Below are 16,973 nucleotides of genomic sequence, written 5' to 3' on the forward strand. Positions count from 1 at the left end.
CCGGGCCCGTCTCATGGGTCCCACTTTCGCATCAGCTCCCGCCCCCGGGCGTCACCGCTTCAGGAGTCGTACCGACAGACCTTCCGTCGTGTAGACGGGTACGGCCCGCAGCCGGTCGGAGTTCAGTTCGACGCGGTCGAACCGGCCGCGCAGGTGCGGAGCCGACAGGACGCGCACCGTGCTGCCCGCGGTCGGCGCCTTGTGCTCGTCGAGCTGCAGCGACAGCACGCTGCCGCTTCCCAGCAGTACGCGCCGGGTCACCTTGAGGGCGGGTTCGTGACCCGAGCGCAGCGTCAGCTCCAGCGCGGAGGTCTCCTGCACGTACGCGCCGTGCACCTGCACGGGATGCTGCACCCGCAGCGTCCCGCCGGACACCCGCACATCGCCGTGGCCCAGCGCGTGGGACGAGGCGGCGACCAGCGTGCCGTCCTTCACCACGGTTCCGCCGGTGTACGTGTTGTGGCCGGTCAGGGTGAGGGAGCCGCTGCCCTTCTTGGTCAGCCCGCCGTCGCCGTCGATGTCGTTGCGCCAGCTGTCCGCCGCGCCGAAGCCGCCCGCCGCCGCGTCCAGCGCCACGGTCACGTCGCGGTCGAAGCCGGCGTAGCCGTCCGCCGCGGCGAACAGGTTGAGCCGGCCCCACTGCTCGAAGCCGTCCAGCAGCACATAGCCGGAGGGCAGCGCGGTCGTGCGCAGCACCTCGCGCCGCTGGGCCGCGTCCAGGTACGGCAGCCGAGTCTCCAGCAGCACCTCGGCGCCCTTCGGCACGGTCAGCGGCTCGCTGTGGCCGTGCCGGGTCAGCACGTACGTCAGGCGGGGCCCGACCGCGCGGGCGTTGGCGTCCCGGTCCGCGTACGGGTCCGTGCCCGGGCCGGCCGAGTGGGCGTAGGCGTACAGGGTGTCGGTGTTCGTCCCGGTCCGCGCCGTGAAGTAGGCGAGGGCCTGAGCGCGCGCCGCCGCCTTGAGGTCGGCGTTGGCGGGGTCCGCGAGGGTGGCGGCCGCGAGGGCCGTCGCCATGATCCGGCCGCCGATGACGTCGACGGTGGAGTGCATGCCCGCCAGGATGCGCGTGTCGCTGAGCTCCAGGGCGCGTGTGACGAGTTCCTGGAAGCGCTCGGGCACGGCGTACGCGTAGGCCAGGGAGGCCAGGTGGAAGGCGTTGGTGTGGCCGCTGGGGAAGCCGCCGTCGTCCGCCGGCGAGGTGCTGCGCTGACGCAGCAACTGTGGGGCGACGACGACCTTCGAGTCGTACACCGGGTAGCCGAGAGCGTCCGTCCTGCCGGTGTCGACGACCTGGCTGTCCTCGTTCATCCGCCAGGGGCGCGGATACAGGTAGGCGTACTTGGACGGGTTGCCCGAAGCCCAGGTGCCGCGCAGCGTGTCGACCAGTTCGGCCACCTTGCCCAGCTCGGAGTCGTGGGAGCCCGCGCCGAGTGCGGAGCCGGCCGGGGCATCGGCGGGAACGGCGTCGTCGATGGTGGTCGCCGGGGTGCCGTCGGGCGCACTCGCGATCGACGTGACCGCCTTGGCGCCCGTCCGGTACAGGTCGGTGAGCGGGCCGAGGCCGCCGGAGGCCGCGTAGCTCTGGTGCTGGCGGTCGTAGAGGAACGCCAGCTTCGCCTGGGCCGGGGTGCGCCGTGTGGTGACCTCGATGCAGTACCGCATGTTGGCCCGCAGGATCTCGGGCCGCAGCGGGGCACCGCTGTTCCAGGCGCCGCCGGTCTTCCAGATCTGGGCGAAGCCGCCGAGGGCCCGTACGACCGCGTTGGTCTCCGGTGTCCGGTTCGCCGGGAGGTTGGTCCTGTAGTCGTCGACGAACGCGAGCGGCGCGGTCGCCGCCTTGGCGTCGGCGGCCGACAGCCACGACGCGAACGTGGGTGCGGCCAGCACACCGGCCGAGGCGCCGAGCGAGGTCTTGAGGAATCCCCTTCGGCCGACGGCGGGCCGACCGGTCGACGAGGGGGAGTGGTGCCCGGCTGATGACGGCATGCGTGTGCCTCTCCTGAGTGTCTGCGGCCCTGCGGCCGGGAGGAAGATCGTGCGAACAGAAGTGGTCCGCGGGACACGTGGGGTGTGCGAATCCAGTGAGTCCCGTGAAGCTTTGAGCGAAGATCTACGGCCGGGTCCTGACCCGTCGGCGATGGCCCGGCGGCCGGGACGTGTCGTGTGCGTGAACGTGGGCCGATCCGTTCACAGGATCGAGCGGGCCAGTGCCACCGCACCCTCCACCGGTGCCGCACGCAGCGGTTGCGGGCGTGCACCGGGCACGGCTGCGGCGAGCGCGGAGGCGAACGCCTCGTACAGCGAGGGCTGGGCGAGGACGGTGCTGCCCGCGACCACCACGTCGTCCACCGCGACGCCGCGGGCGGCGATCCGCTCCACCAGCGCGGCCAGCGAACGGCCTGCCTCGGCGATCACGGAACGGGCGAGCGGCGAGCCCGCCTCCGCGGCGGCGAAGACCACCGGCGCGTGCCGCCCCCATTGCGCGGAGACGTCCGTGGCGCTCTCCAGCGCGGCCCCGAGTGCGGGTACTTCAAAGACACCGAAGGACGCGAGGAGGGCCCGGGCCAGTTCGTCGGGTCCTTCCCCGCGGTCGTGCGCCGCCCATGCGGCCCGCGCGGCCTCACGCACGAGACCCGCGGCGCCGCCCTCGTCGCCGAGCACCGCGCCCCAGCCGCCGACCTGGACGGGACTGCCGTCCGCTAGGCGGCCCACCGCGACGGATCCGGTTCCGGCGACCAGGCCGACCCCCTTGTCCAGGCCCGCGGCGGGCACGAGCAGTTCGGCGTCGCCGACGACCAGCGCGGGCGCGTCGAAGTGCAGCTGGAGAGCGGTACGTATCTGGGCGCACTGGCGCGGGGTCTCGCAGGCGTGGCCGCCCACGGCGATCGCGGTGGGGCGTGCGCCCGTCGGCAGTGCCTCGGCGACCAGGGCGGCCAGCCAGGCCGCTGCGGCCACGGGGTCGTGGGGCCGCCAGCCACTGCTTGTCCGCACGTGGTCGGCGACGGGCTCCGTCCCGACGTAGGCACGCAGATGTGTCTTGGTGCCACCCACGTCGATGCCGGCCACGAGGGGGGTGAAGTCCTGCACGGAACCTCTTTCGTCGTTGCGCTGGGCTGCGACGGCGGGCGAACCGTGCCCGGGCATAGGGGAGTTGAGGAACCCCGGGCATAGGGGAGTTGGGGAACTAGGGAAGCCCCGGGACGGGCTTCTGACGGACACGGCAGGCGAGTACCGTGAAGTTCGTTAGGAAGTTAACTAACGAAGTACAGTGCGTCAAGAGGTGTCGCCCACCCGACCGCCCGGACCGCCGTATGACTCCTGGCGGGCATGCGCGACACCGGACATCCCATCGCCGCATCCCGAAGACGACCCGCCCCCGGGAGCGGCCCGCGACCTGTGGGAGAACTGTGGAATACGACGTGGTGCAGGCCCCGCGCCTGACCGAGAGCGCCAGCGCGGTCTTCGCCGTGCTGGCCCAGGCGGGCAGCGCGACCCGGCCGCAGCTCGCGAGCCTGGCGGGCCTGTCCAAGCCGACGGTGTCCTCCGCCGTCGCGGAGCTGGAGAGTGCCCACCTCGCGGCCCACTCCGGTACGACCTCCAGCGGCACCGGCCGCAGCGCCGCCGTCTACCGCCTCGGACCGGCCGCAGGGGCCGTGCTCGCGGTGGACCTCGGCCCGGCCGCCACCCGGGTCCGTGGCTGCGCCCTGGACGGCAGTCTCCTGGCCGAGGCCACCGGCACGCGTGCGGAGGCCACCGACGCCGTCCGCGAGGCCCTCGGCGCGCTGCCCGCCGACGCCCCGCTGCGCACCATCGTGGTCGCCGTCGGTGACGTCACCCGGGAGGGCACCGGAGTGCGCCCCGCCACCGCCAAGGCGGGCCCGGTCTTCGACGCGGTGGCCGTCGCGCTGCCCCCGGGCGTGCCCGTCCACCTTGAGAACAACGTCAACTGCGCCGCACTCGCCGAGCTGCACGAGGGCGCGGCCCGGGGCCGTCGGACCTTCGGCTACCTGCGCATCGGCGTCGGTATCGGTCTCGGCGTCGTCATCGGCGGCCAGGTGCTGCGCGGGGCCAACGGAGCCGCCGGTGAGGTGGCCCGGCTGCCCTACCCCTGGGACGACGGCCTGCAGCCGCGCCACGAGGCGCTGGAGGAGCACGTCGGGGCCCGCTCCCTGCTGCGGCGGGCGGCGACGGCCTGGCAGGACGCCGACGGGCCGTGCCCCACCACCACCGAGCGCCTCTTCGCCCTCGCGGACGAGGGCCGCAGTGCGGCACGCGCGATCGTGGGCCGGCACGCCGCCGACGTGGGCCGGCTCGCCGCCGCGGTCACCGCCGTGCTGGACCCCGGGCTGATCGTGCTGGGCGGCAGCACCGGTGCGTATCCGCAGCTCCTGCCGGGTGTGCGGGCCGAACTGGAACGCCTGAGCTGGCCCACCGAGGTGGTCAGCAGCACGCTCGGCGATCTCGGCACCGTCGTGGGCGCCGCCCGGCTCGCGGTCGCCCGAGGAGTCCAAACCGTGACCGAGGCCGCGCATGCGAAGGATTGACGGCCTCCGACTCGGTCTGCCAATGTCCGGACAAGCGCTTTCTAAGTCGGCCGGGACGCCGACACCGGGTGAGCATCCCGCCCGTACGCGAAGTACGGCAGGCGCACGAGGGCGTGCTTGTGCGACGCCGGCCGTCATGGCCGGGGACCCCACCCGTCAAGGCGACACGGCCGGGCGAGGCCGTGCCCCCGGAAAGCGAAGTCTCCTTCAAAATGCACCCGTGCCGCCTCGGCTGGCGCCGTGCTTCCTTCAGTACGACGAAAAGGGATCGAAGATGACCAGTGTGGGTGTGCGGCGCTCCAGCCGACTCGGCCGCGGCGGCATGCGCCGCGTGGTTCCCCTCGCTGCCGTGGCCGCGGCAGGTGCCCTTCTGCTCTCCGCCTGCGGCGGATCGGGGTCCGGCTCGGGCGGCACGTCCAAGTCGCTGACGTTCTGGATTTCCACGGTTCCCGGGCAGGACGCGGGCTGGAAGAAGCTGGTGGCGCAGTACAAGAAGGAAGCCGGCGTCACCGTCCACCTCGTCAACATCCCCTACGACGGCTACACGACGAAGCTGCACAACGCCGCGCAGGCGAACTCCCTGCCCGACGTGGCGGCCGTGCCGTCGCTGGACCCGATCTGGTCGAACAAGCTGATCGACCTCAGCTCCATCGCCAGCACCAAGAGCAACAACATCAACGCCAACTTCCTCGCCAAGGACTCGTCCGGGAAGGTGCTGTCCATCCCCTCGGACGTCACCGCGTCCGGCCTGTTCGTCAACAAGTCGCTGTTCAAGAAGGCCGGCGTCTCCTTCCCGGACTCGCCCCAGAAGACCTGGACCTGGACCGACTTCATCAAGGCGGCGAACAAGGTCCGGGAGAAGACCGGCGCCAAGTACTCCCTGACGTTCGACCAGTCGCCGTCCCGGCTGCGCGCCATGGTGTACGAACTCGGCGGGAAGTACGTCCACGCGGACTCCTCCGGCAAGTTCTCGGTGGACGCCGCGACCAGGAAGGCCGTGAAGACCTTCGTCGGAATGAACGACGACAAGACCATGCCGAAGTCGGTGTGGACCAGCGGCGCCGACCCGTCGGCCATGTTCCAGAGCGGTGACGTGGTCGCCTACTGGTCCGGCGTGTGGCAGGTTCCCGCCTTCGCGGAGAGCGTCAAGAAGTTCGAATGGGCCAGCGTCCCGACTCCCGCCGAGCCGGTCCAGGCCAGCGACGTCAACGCCGGCGGCATGATGGTGGGATTCAACAACAACGGCGCCGCGGCCACCGCCACGAAGAAGTTCATGTCCTGGCTGTACGAGCCGGACCACTACCGCGAGCTGTGTGAGACGTCCGGGTTCCTGCCCGTCGAGAGCGGTCTGAACCCGAAGTACCCCTTCAAGTCCGAGGCGGCGCAGGCGGCGTTCAAGCTGTACAACGAGGAGATCCCGCTCTACGCCCCGATCTCGGGCTACTTCAACGGCGCGCAGACGGACTGGGTGCTGAAGGGCAAGAGCATCACCACCGACCCGACCAAGACGGAGATCGGCAAGGCGATCAACGGCCAGCAGTCGGTCGACAAGGCCCTGGACAACATCGTGGCCGGCTACAACCAGCAGGTCGGCGGCGGATCGTAGGCCTCAGGGCCGGGCGGCGGGGTCGAGACCCCGCCGCCCAGCCCTCGGGTGCCCATGTGATGCCGGGCTCATGGCGTGAGCCCACCGGAATCCCTTCCACCAGCACGGAGTCAGGAAGATGAAAAAACGCGCCTCGGACGTGTCCGCGAGCCCGCCCAGCAGACGCAACAGCTACACCATCGCGCCGCTCGTCCTCATCGCGGCCAATGTCGTGCTCTTCGCGCTGTTCTTCGTCTGGCCTGCGGTGATCGGGCTCGTCTACTCCTTCACGAACTACACGGGTGTAGGGGCGTTCCAGTTCATCGGACTGGACAACTACCACAACCTGTTCGGGGACTCCACGTTCTACGACGCGCTGACCCGGACGCTGCTGTACGCCGTGCTCTTCGTACCGCTGAACTTCGCGCTCTCGCTGCTCGCAGCCAACCTGGTGGTGAGCAAGCACGCCAAGGGCACATCGGTCGCGCGCGTCATCTTCTTCATCCCGTGGCTTCTGTCGCCCATCGTCGTGGGTGTCCTGTGGCGGTGGCTGTTCGGTGAGAACTTCGGACTGGTCAACTACGTCATCGAGAAGCTCGGCGGAAGCGCCGTTCCGTGGCAGTCGGACGCGGACCTGTCGCTGCTGGTGGTGGTGATGGCGGCGTCCTGGATGTGGACGGGTTTCACGATGCTGCTGTTCATCGCGGCGATCAAGAACGTACCGGTGTCGTACTACGAGGCGGCCTCGCTCGACGGCGCCGGACCATGGCGCCAGTTCATCAGCATCACGCTGCCGAGCATCGCACCCACCTCGTTCATCGTCATCCTGCTCAACACGATCAACGCGATGAAGGAATACCCGGTGTTCGTCGCCCTCAACAACGGCGGACCCGGAACGTCGAACAACCTGCTTGTCCAGTACATCTACCAGACCGGCTTCCAACGGGGCCAGATCGGCTACGCGAGCGCCGCGTCATTCGTGCTCATGCTCATCCTGATGGCCGTCGCGATCATCCAACTGATCGTCAACCGGCGGGTGGAGAACCGATGACAACCACAGACATGCCCCGCAAGGTCGACGCCGGTGCCGGACGGGCCGGTTCCAGGAAGCGGCCCCGCAGCGCGGGCGGCGGCGGGGCCCGGCGTGCGGTGTCCGCGACGACACTGCTGTGGTTCCTGGCCTGCCTGTACGGGTTGCCGGTGCTGTGGTTCATCCTCAGCTCCTTCAAGCCGGCCGGGGACCTGTTCTCCTATCCGTTGACACTGGTTCCGCACAACCCCACCCTGTCGGGTTACTTCCAGGCGTGGCGCAGTGCCAACTTCTCCCAGTACTTCATCAACACGACCATCGTGTGCGTGATCACGACGATCCTCACCGTGGGAGTCAGCTGCTGCACCGGGTACGCCCTTGCCAAGTACGACAACAAGTGGCTCAAGGCGTTCTTCCTCTGCATCCTGGCCACCACGATGCTGCCGGGCGAGGTCATGCTGGCCCCGGAGTTCCTGGTGGTCCGCAACCTCGGCCTCTACAACTCGTTCACAGGCATCATCCTCCCGGCCGTGCTCACCGCGACCGGATGCTTCATGTTCCGCCAGTTCTTCCTGACGGTCCCCGACGAACTCGTGGAAGCCGCACGCATCGACGGCGCCCGGGAACTGTCGATCTTCCTGCGGATCATGGTGCCGCTCTCCAGGCCCATCATGCTGACCCTCGCGATCCTGTCCTTCCAGTGGCGGTGGAACGACTACATCTGGCCGCTCCTGATGCTCAACGACCCCAACAAGTTCACCGTGCAGATCGGCATCCAGAGCATCGTCGGCGCGCAGAACATCAACTGGTCGGTACTGCTCGGCGCATCGGTCATCTCCATGATCCCGCTGATCGTCATCTTCCTGGTCTTCCAGCGCTACGTCATGAGCGCCGACATCAATGCCGGACTGAAGGACTGACCGTGCCCACCCCGCTCGACCACGAGTTCGTCCGCGCGGTGGCCCGCGCCGCCGACCGGCCGGCCGCCCCGCTCGCGGCCGGCCCCGACGAGGAACCCGCCGGTGTGGCCCACCGCGCCCTGGCGCGCCGGGTGAAGACTCTGGTCGCGGCGTACCGTTCCCCGGACTCGGCACTGCACGGCAGCGGTCAGGCCGTCGCCGCCTCGATGACCCACGTCCGTGCCCTGCGGGCGGCGCAGACCGCCACCGGTCTCTTCGCCGGCGGCGACAACGTGCAGTCGCCGCCGGACTCCGCGTTCACCGTCAACGACGTGTGCGACGCGCACGTCCTCGCCGCGGGCGCGGGGCCGGAGCTGCGCCACGTCACGGACGCGCTCGCCGAGATCGCCGGCGCCGCCACGGGCAGTCTCCTGACCGGTGGGGTGCACACCCCGAACCACCGCTGGGAGCTGTGCGCGGCGCTGGCCCGGCTGCACCGGTCGTTCCCCGACGACCGGCTGCTCGCCCGCGTCGAGGAGTGGCTCGCCGAAGGCATCGACATCGACGCGGAGGGCCTGTACTCGGAACGCAGCGCCAACTACGCGGCCCACGTGTCCAACCCCTCGCTGCTGCTGCTGGCCGACGTCCTCGGCCGCACCGACCTGCTGGACGCCGTCGAACGCAACCTCGCCACCACCCTGGACCTCATCAGGCCGGACGGCACGGTGGAGACCGTCCACTCGCGGCGGCAGGACCAGCACCACCCGTTCCCGCTGGCGCCCTACCTGCCGCACTACCGGCTGCTCGCGATCCGTACCGGACGGGGCGACTTCAGCCGTGCGGCGCGACTGGCGGCCGCCGGCGGCATCGACGACCCCGACCTGCTCGCCCAGACCCTCCTCACCCCGGACCTGCGCCGCCCGCTGCCGGAACCGGCCGCCCCGACACTTCCGCGCCACCGGTACCTCGCCACCGCGCGCCTCGCCGCACGGGCCTCCACCACCGCGCACACGGTGGTGTACGGCGGCTCGGACGTGCCCGAGCACCGGCGCATCCGCTCGGGCCTCGCCTGCAATCCCACCTTCCTGCGCCTGTTCGCCGGCGACGCCGTACTCGACGCGGTCCGGCTGTCGCGGGGATTCTTCGACCTGGGCCCGTTCCGCGCCGCCGGCATGCAACGGCTCGCCGACATCCGGTACCGGCTCGCCGAAACCCTCACGGCCGCCTACTACCAGCCGCTCCCGCCCGACCGGCGCCAGGGCGACGGCGTCCACCGGATGGCGGACGAGGGACGCTTCTCGGCCGCGATGGCCTTCCCGGACCGGCCTCGGGACGAGGTCACACAGACGACCCGCGTCGACGTGGACCTCCGGGACGACGGTGCCGACCTGCGGATCGACATCAGCGGACCACGGGTGCCCTGGGCCCTCGAACTGACCTTCCGGCCGGGCGGCGTCCCGGACGGCGCCGTACCCATCGGCGACGCCCGCTGGTGCCTGACGAGCGGACCGATGACCTACCGGGTGGGTGAGGACGAGATCCGGGTCGAGGTCGGCGTCGAGGCCGGGGAACCACTGGCCGGGCCGGACCGGAGCGACGTACTGCGATACGACCCGGGTGAGGAATACACCGTGGTGGGCGGCACGGACGCGACGACCGGGAACCGGGTCTACGTCGGCGGCCAGGGCCCGCAGACACTGACGGTCGCGCTGCGTGCCCACCGGCCCGCACCTGCCGTGTGACCCCGACACCCACGCCATGGCCACCTCAGGCATGAAGGGCTGAACCCCGTGCACCTCCCGCACCCTCCCGTGTACCTCCCCCACCAGCGCGGCCCGCTGCACGACCTGCCGGACAGCCCCGAGGCGTACGACACCGTCCTCGCCGACGTCGTCGAGCAGGCCCTGGCCCGGATCACGCCGGAGGGCAATCTCGAACACCCCGACTGCGTCGACGACATCGGCGACACCTCCCTCGGCATGACCTCGTTGCTGGTGCTCGCCCTGCAGCGCACCGGGGACCCACGCCTGCCCGAGGCGGTGCACCGCAGCCTCGCCTTCCACCTGCGCGAACGGGTCCACGTCGAGGACAACCCCGGCTACCCGAACCTGCGGATCCGCAACTCGGGTTTCCCGTACGCCCGTTACGTCCTGGAGGCGGGCAACCACCCCATCGGCGACTGGCCGAGCACCGTGTGGGCGCTGCTCCAGGCGGTCACCATCCTCGACGCCCCGGACGGCCTCGTCGACACCGGCCGGCGCGCCCAACTCCTCGACGTGGCACGGGGCTACTGGCGCTGGCTCACCGAGGCGACCTTCTTCAACCCGCAGGAGGCCGGCAACCAGGCCATCGGCTGTGTGGTCGGCGGCCTGATGCTGGCGCGCCATCTGCCGCCGGAGGAGGGGGAGTTGGTCCGCGCTCGGGCGATCGGCCTCTACGCCGACGAGATCCGCGCCCACCGTGTGAGCGACCGGGGCGCCCTGCTGCCACCCGAGCACGGCGGCGCCTACGACAACAACTACGGCCCGATCTCGCTCTCCTTTCTGGCCCAGGCCCACCGCGTCAGCGGCGAGGAGATCTTCGCCGAGGACGGTGACGCGCTCGCCCGCTACATCGACGCCCGCCTCACGGGCGGCGGCTTCGACAACGGCGGACCCCGCTACAGCGAGCAGCACTCCGGCTTCGAGTCGGTCCTCGGCCTGCGCTACTTCAGCCGCCGTATCAGCTCCGACCTGGGCCGCTACCGGGGCGACACCCGCTGGGGGCGGCACGCGGCCAAGCCCGACGGAGGGGTCGACGGCCACTTCGCCTGGATGCTGGTCTGGCAGATCCAGGACCCCACCCGCTGGCACCGCACACCGTCGGCCACGCCCGCACGGCACCAACTCCGGGCGGGCACCGTCTCGGTGGCCTTCGACGACCGGATGGCTCCGTCACTGGTCGAGGCGGCGGGCACCTACTACCTGCCGGCCGCCGTGAACCGGCAGCACGGCTTCGGCCCCGTGCTGGACGGGTTCGTGTTCTGCCGGCCCATGGGCGAGGTCCGGGTACGGGACCTGAGCGCCGACGGGCTCGTGGCGAAACTGGTGACCAAGCCGGTCGTCGGCCGCGACCACGTCCTGCGGCATGTGCGGTCCCTGTACGTCACCGACGGCACCGCCCTGTGGACGACGGTCGCAGTGGAACGCCTGCCCTCGGACGCGTATCTGCTCGCCGGGCTGCCCTACGCGGCCGACGACGGCGACCGGGTGCGCCGGACGGCCGAGGGCGCGGTGGCGTCGGCGGGCGGGCTGCGGCTGACCCATCCGACGGCGCAGGGCACGGAGCACTTCGACGCCCGTGCCGAACTCACCCAGGAACAGGCGGCGTTCGAGCTCGCCGCCGACCCGCGCGGCTACGGCAACCCCGACGAGGGCTGGCGGCACCTGGTGAGCTCCACGGCCCTGGAGGCGGGCCCGGTCCCGGGCACGCCGGACGACCTGCGCGTGTTCGCGGTGCGCTACGGCTCCCAGGAGGCGCCCACGGTATCCGTGGAACGGACGGACGCGCGGCTCACCGTACGAACGGACGCCTTCACCGCGGTGATCGGCGCCGACGACGAGCGGGGGGAACCAGGGCTGACGCTGTGCGCGGTCAGTGAGTGAGGGCGAGTTCACCGACCGCCACCACCAGGTCCGCCCGTTCCCGGCTCGCGGCGACCAGCTCGGCATTGCGCTGGTCGCTGCGCAGCACCCACTCCACCGCCTCCTCGTGCCCCTTGCCGAACTCCTCGTGCCGGGCGATCAGCCGGCGCAGGCGCTCCCGCTCGTCCAACTCGCAGAACCACACCTCGTCGAGCCCGCTGCGGACCCGCGGCCACAGGCCCGTGTCGAGCAGGAAGTAGTTGCCCTCCGTCACCACCAGCCGGGCCGTCGGCGGCACCGGGACGGCCCCCGCGATCGGCTGCTCCAGCACCCGCTCGAACGTCGGCGCGTACACCACCTCGTCGGCCCCCTGCCCGTCGTTCTCGCGCAGACGCCGCAGCAGTGCCGCGTACCCGGCCGCGTCGAAGGTGTCGGGCGCCCCCTTGCGGTCCCGGCGCCCGAGCCGCTCCAGCTCGGCGTCGGCGAGATGGAAACCGTCCAGGGGGACGTGCGCGACCCACGGCCGACCGGCCCCGTTCAGCTCGCGCACCAGGTTCTCGGCGAGCGTGGTCTTGCCCGCCCCGGGGCTGCCGGCGATGCCGAGGACCGCGCGGCGGCCGTCCCCGACGAGGGCGCGGGCACGGGTCAGCAGGTCGTCGAAGGTCAGCGGCACACAGCGAAGTGTGTCACCCGGCCGGCAGACAATGAATCCGGGCGGGCCGGGGAGTCGTCCCAGTACCACGGGGACACCACCACGGAAAGGAGCCGGTGCCGTGCCCGACGACGCAGCACAGATCCGCACACTGATCGAGAAGTGGGCCGAGGCCGTCCACCGCGGTGACCTCGACGGCGTACTCGCCGGCCACGCCGAGGACATCGTGATGTACGACGTCCCGCCACCGCACGAGGGCATCCACGGTCTCGCCGCCTACCGCGCGACCTGGCCGCCGTTCTTCGAGTGGCAGGCCCAGGGCGCCCGCTTCGACATCGAGACCCTCGACGTCACCGCCGGCGCCGACGTCGCCTACGCGCACGCGTTGCTGCGCTGCGGAACCCCGGAGGAACTGGCCGAACGCCCCACTCTGCGCCTGCGGCTGACACTCGGGCTGCGCAAGGAGCGGGAGCACTGGCTGGTCGCCCACGAGCACCACTCGTTCCCGCACGACTGACCCATGTGGCGTGCGCCACGATGTGGATGCGCCAACGTGGGGAACCGAAGGGGTATGACGCAGCTCGGGCTCCCCGAAAACATCCAGGCGTGCCTCTTCGACCTCGACGGGGTCGTGACCCGGACGGCCGTCGTGCACGCGGCCGCATGGAAGGAGACGTTCGACGCGTTCCTGCGGGACCGCGAGGGCGACGGCTTCCGGCCCTTCGACTCCGGTGCCGACTACGACGAGTACGTCGACGGACGGCCACGCGCCGACGGCGTCCGCACCTTCCTCGCCTCCCGGGACATCGAACTGCCCGAAGGCAAGACCGACGACCCACCCGACGCACCGACGGTGAACGGCATCGGCAACCGCAAGAACGCCCTGGTCCTGGAGAAGATCCGCACCGAGGGCGTCGAGGCGTACGACGGCACCCTGCGCTACATCGAGACCGTGCGCGCGCAGGGCCTGCGCACCGCGATCGTGTCCTCCAGCGCCAACACCCGTGACGTACTGCGCTCGATCAAGGCTGAGCACCTCTTCGACGTACGCGTCGACGGCGTGGTGGCCGCCGAACGCGGGCTGCCCGGCAAGCCGCACCCCGACACCTTCCTCGCGGCCGCCCGCGACCTCGGGGTCGAGCCGTCGCAGGCCGCCGTCTTCGAGGACGCCCTCGCCGGCATGGACGCCGGCCGTTCCGGTCACTTCGGATACGTCGTCGGCGTCGACCGCGTCGGACAGACCGACGCCCTGTACACACACGGTGCGGACCGGGTCGTCAAGGACCTCGCCGAACTGGGAGAGAACGCATGATCACCCACCGGTCCTACACCGTCGAACCGTGGACCGTGCGGGAGACGCGCCTCGATCTGGACGTCCTGGCGCAGAGCGAGTCCGTCTTCGCGCTCTCCAACGGCCACGTCGGCTGGCGCGGCAACCTCGACGAGGGCGAACCGCACGGCTTGCCCGGTTCCTACCTCAGCGGAGTGCACGAGGTGCATCCGCTGCCCTACGCGGAGGCCGGATACGGGTATCCGGAGTCCGGCCAGACGGTCATCAACGTCACCAACGGCAAGGTGCTGCGGCTGCTGGTCGACGACGAGCCGTTCGACCTGCGCTACGGCCGTCTCGTCTCCCACGAGAGGGTGCTCGACCTGCGGCGGGGTGTACTGGAACGGACCTGTGAGTGGACCTCGCCCGCCGGAACCACCGTCCGGGTGCGCTCCACCCGCCTGGTCTCGCTCACTCAGCGTGCCGTCGCCGCCATCGCCTACGAGGTCGAGGCCGTCGGCAGCCGCTCCCGTGTGGTGATCCAGTCGGAGCTGGTCGCCAACGAGAGCCTGCCCGGGCCGGACGGCGACCCGCGCGCGGCCCAGGCACTGAAATCACCCCTTGAGGCCGAGGAGGACATCGCCGTCGGTCACCGGCTGCGCCTGGTGCACCGCACGCGTCGCAGCGGCCTGCGCGTGGCGGTGGCCGCCGACCACAACGTCACCGGTCCCGATCGGACCACGACCAGCAGCGAGAGCAACGTGGACGTGGCCCGGTTCACGATCACCTCGGTGCTGGAACCGGGCGAGCGCCTGCGCGTGGAGAAAATGGTCGCCCACGGCTGGTCCGCCGTACGCTCGCGGCCCGCGATGAGCGACCAGGTGGAGGCGGCGCTGGCGGCGGCAGGCCACAGCGGCTGGGACGGCCTCCTGGAGGACCAGCGGGCCTACCTCGACGACTTCTGGGCGCGTGCGGACGTCGAGGTCGACGGCGACGAGGAGATCCAGCAGGCCGTCCGCTTCGCGCTCTTCCACGTCCTGCAGGCCGGCGCCCGCGCCGAGCAGCGCGCGATCCCCGCCAAGGGCCTGACCGGATCCGGCTACGACGGTCACGCCTTCTGGGACACCGAGACCTTCGTCCTGCCCCTGCTCACCTACACCGCGCCCAATGCCGTGGCCGAGGCGCTGCGCTGGCGGCACAGCACCCTGCCCGCCGCCCGTGAACGCGCCGCCCAACTCGGCCTGAACGGCGCCGCGTTCCCCTGGCGCACCATCGAGGGCTCGGAAGGCTCGGCGTACTGGCCGGCCGGCACCGCGGCCTTCCATGTGAACGCCGCCGTCGCCCACGCCGTCGTGCGCTACACGGCGGCGACCGGAGACGACCGCTTCGAGCGCGAGGCCGGCGTCGAACTCCTGGTGGAAACCGCCCGTCTGTGGCGCTCGCTCGGTCACCACGACCACCGGGGCGCCTTCCACATCGACGGCGTCACCGGCCCGGACGAGTACAGCGCGATCGCCGACGACAACACGTACACCAACCTCATGGCCCGCCTGAACCTGCTGGCCGCCGCCGACGCCTGCGAGCGCCACCCTGATCTGGCGGCATCCCTCGGCGTCGACGACGAGGAGAGCGCGGTCTGGCGGGACGCCGCCGAGGCGATGCACATCCCGTACAACAGCGAACTCGGCGTGCACGAGCAGCACGCCGGCTTCACCCGCTACCAGCGCTGGGACTTCGCCGCCACCGGCCCCGACCGGTACCCGCTGATGCTGCACTACCCGTACTTCGACCTCTACCGCAAACAGGTGATCAAACAGGCCGACCTGGTACTGGCGATGTACACCTGCGGCAGCTACTTCGACGAGGAACACGTCGCCCGCAACTTCGCCTACTACGAGGCCCTGACCGTACGGGACTCCTCGCTGTCGGCGTGCGTCCAGGCCGTCATCGCCGCCCAGGCGGGCCATCTGCGCCTCGCCTACGACTACACGGCCGAGGCCGCCCTGATGGATCTGGCGAACCTGGAGCACAACACCCGCGACGGGCTGCACATCGCGTCGCTGGCCGGCACCTGGATGGCCCTGGTCATCGGGTTCGGCGGTCTGCGCCGCGAGGGCGACTCCCTGTGCTTCGCGCCGCGCCTGCCCGAGAAGTTCAGCCGCCTCGCCTTCACCCTCCAGCTGCTCGGTCGCCGGCTGCGCGTGGAGATCGGCCCGGACAAGGCCTCGTACACCCTGCTGACCGGGCCGCCGCTGACGATCCGGCACCACGGGGACCCGCTGACGGTGCAGGGCGGCGATCCCGTCGTCCGCGCCGTACCTCGGCCACCGGCCGGCCCTGCTCCCGGACAGCCACCGCACCGCAGCCCGGGCCCCAACTCCCGCTGACCGGGCCCCGCCGACCCCTCAGCCGCGCAGCTTCAGCTCCTTGCGCCACTTCATGAACTGCTGCTCCGGATCTCCCGTGTACGACCAGGGAGTCCGGGTCGCCCGAGGGCCCAGCATCCGCAGCAGGGCGGCGGCCTCCTCCTTGTCGCCCGAGTTGCAGGCCGCATGCGTCAGGTAGTTGAGGTCGCGCAGCTCACCGGGGGCGATGCCGCTGTGCGTACGCCCCATGATCCAGCGCTGCCAGGTTCTGCGTACGTCACTGACGGCCCCGTCGTGGTTCCAGTGCTGCCCGAGGCCTACCGCCGACTGGCTGCCCTTCGCCGCGTCGAGGGCGTACCGGTACTCCTCCACGCGCGCGTACTGCACGAGCACTGGCAGGGCGCAGCCCGGGGGTGCCACGCCGGCCGCGTCGCGGGCGAAGTCGTACATGAGGCCGTGTGTGCCGTGCCAGCGTGCCGAGTAGTAGTGCAGGACCTGAAGATGACCCTCCACGCTGTACGGGTCGCGCTGGTGCAACTCGTCCCACCAGCGCGCCAGTTCCTGCCGCCGCACCCCCGCGGCGTACAGCCGGGCCACCGAGATCAGCGAGATCCACGGCGTCGGGTCGTCCAGATAGGCCTCCGCGGCCTGCAGGCACGCCGTCACCGCGGTGTCGATGCGGTGCTGGTCGATGGGCACGCCCCGGCCCGCGGCGATGGCCAGGTTGAACGCCCGGGCCGTCTCCGTCGCCGCCCGCAGTACCAGCGCGTCGCCGCTGCGGGGCTCGGCCGCCAGCCAGGTCTCCGCCGTCGAACTGCTCGCACAGGCCTGTGCGAGCAGCCGCACCCGGTGGCCGCGGGCGAGCCAGTTGGGGCCGGTGACCCGCAGCAGGTCCCTCAGGCCCTGCCAGCGGCCGATGACGATGTCGTGGCAGGTGTCGCTGAGGGCCGTGTCCCCGCAGGCCTGGTCGAAGTCGGGAACGAATCGGTCTCTCGCCATCGGGG

At 71.2% G+C, this 16,973-nt stretch carries 13 protein-coding genes; 9 read left to right on the plus strand and 4 right to left on the minus strand.

What is annotated here, in order from left to right:
- Positions 1-51 precede the first annotated feature (51 nt).
- Entirely contained in the window at positions 52-1,986 is a 1,935-nt protein-coding gene (locus tag OG870_RS45900; protein WP_327692212.1) for a phosphatase PAP2 family protein, read from the minus strand.
- Positions 1,987-2,187: 201 nt separating this feature from the next.
- Positions 2,188-3,087 (minus strand): BadF/BadG/BcrA/BcrD ATPase family protein, encoded by a 900-nt coding sequence (locus tag OG870_RS45905; RefSeq protein ID WP_327692213.1) that lies wholly within the window; start codon positions 3,085-3,087, stop codon positions 2,188-2,190.
- A 332-nt stretch (positions 3,088-3,419) separates the two neighbouring features.
- Here OG870_RS45905 and OG870_RS45910 point away from each other — a divergent pair, with 332 nt between their 5' ends.
- From OG870_RS45910 to OG870_RS45935, 6 genes are all read left to right on the plus strand, one after another.
- Positions 3,420-4,544, plus strand: a complete 1,125-nt coding sequence (locus OG870_RS45910) for an ROK family protein (RefSeq protein WP_266928230.1) — start codon at positions 3,420-3,422, stop codon at positions 4,542-4,544.
- 274 nt (positions 4,545-4,818) lie between these two features.
- A complete protein-coding gene (locus OG870_RS45915; RefSeq protein ID WP_266928228.1) occupies positions 4,819-6,150 on the plus strand; it encodes an extracellular solute-binding protein in 1,332 nt (443 codons plus the stop codon).
- A gap of 118 nt (positions 6,151-6,268) precedes the next feature.
- Positions 6,269-7,180, plus strand: coding sequence for a carbohydrate ABC transporter permease (locus OG870_RS45920; RefSeq protein ID WP_266528020.1), 912 nt, complete (start codon positions 6,269-6,271; stop codon positions 7,178-7,180).
- Positions 7,177-8,079, plus strand: coding sequence for a carbohydrate ABC transporter permease (locus tag OG870_RS45925; protein WP_266928226.1), 903 nt, complete (start codon positions 7,177-7,179; stop codon positions 8,077-8,079). Before OG870_RS45920 ends, OG870_RS45925 begins: the two co-directional genes overlap by 4 nt.
- A 2-nt stretch (positions 8,080-8,081) precedes the next feature.
- Complete coding sequence (locus OG870_RS45930) at positions 8,082-9,800, plus strand: hypothetical protein (protein WP_266928224.1); 1,719 nt, start codon at positions 8,082-8,084, stop codon at positions 9,798-9,800.
- Positions 9,801-9,869: 69 nt separating this feature from the next.
- Positions 9,870-11,702 (plus strand): hypothetical protein, encoded by a 1,833-nt coding sequence (locus tag OG870_RS45935; protein WP_266928222.1) that lies wholly within the window; start codon positions 9,870-9,872, stop codon positions 11,700-11,702.
- On the opposite strand, the gene OG870_RS45940 is transcribed toward OG870_RS45935, so the two are convergent.
- Positions 11,692-12,354: a nucleoside/nucleotide kinase family protein gene (locus OG870_RS45940; protein ID WP_327692214.1), complete on the minus strand. Its 663-nt coding sequence runs from the start codon at positions 12,352-12,354 to the stop codon at positions 11,692-11,694. The genes OG870_RS45935 and OG870_RS45940 overlap by 11 nt on opposite strands.
- A gap of 100 nt (positions 12,355-12,454) precedes the next feature.
- Here OG870_RS45940 and OG870_RS45945 point away from each other — a divergent pair, with 100 nt between their 5' ends.
- From OG870_RS45945 to OG870_RS45955, 3 genes are read left to right on the plus strand one after another with little or no spacing between them, the layout of a single operon-like run.
- A complete protein-coding gene (locus tag OG870_RS45945; RefSeq protein ID WP_266528032.1) occupies positions 12,455-12,850 on the plus strand; it encodes a YybH family protein in 396 nt (131 codons plus the stop codon).
- A 54-nt stretch (positions 12,851-12,904) separates the two neighbouring features.
- A complete protein-coding gene (locus OG870_RS45950) occupies positions 12,905-13,645 on the plus strand; it encodes an HAD family hydrolase (protein ID WP_327692215.1) in 741 nt (246 codons plus the stop codon).
- A complete protein-coding gene (locus OG870_RS45955; RefSeq protein ID WP_327692216.1) occupies positions 13,642-15,990 on the plus strand; it encodes a glycoside hydrolase family 65 protein in 2,349 nt (782 codons plus the stop codon). Before OG870_RS45950 ends, OG870_RS45955 begins: the two co-directional genes overlap by 4 nt.
- An 18-nt stretch (positions 15,991-16,008) precedes the next feature.
- Here OG870_RS45955 and OG870_RS45960 read toward each other — a convergent pair whose 3' ends face one another.
- Positions 16,009-16,968, minus strand: coding sequence for a hypothetical protein (locus OG870_RS45960; protein ID WP_266528041.1), 960 nt, complete (start codon positions 16,966-16,968; stop codon positions 16,009-16,011).
- Positions 16,969-16,973: the final 5 nt, after the last annotated feature.

It is taken from the genome of Streptomyces sp. NBC_00461 (assembly GCF_036013935.1).
Classification (GTDB): Bacteria; Actinomycetota; Actinomycetes; order Streptomycetales; family Streptomycetaceae; genus Streptomyces.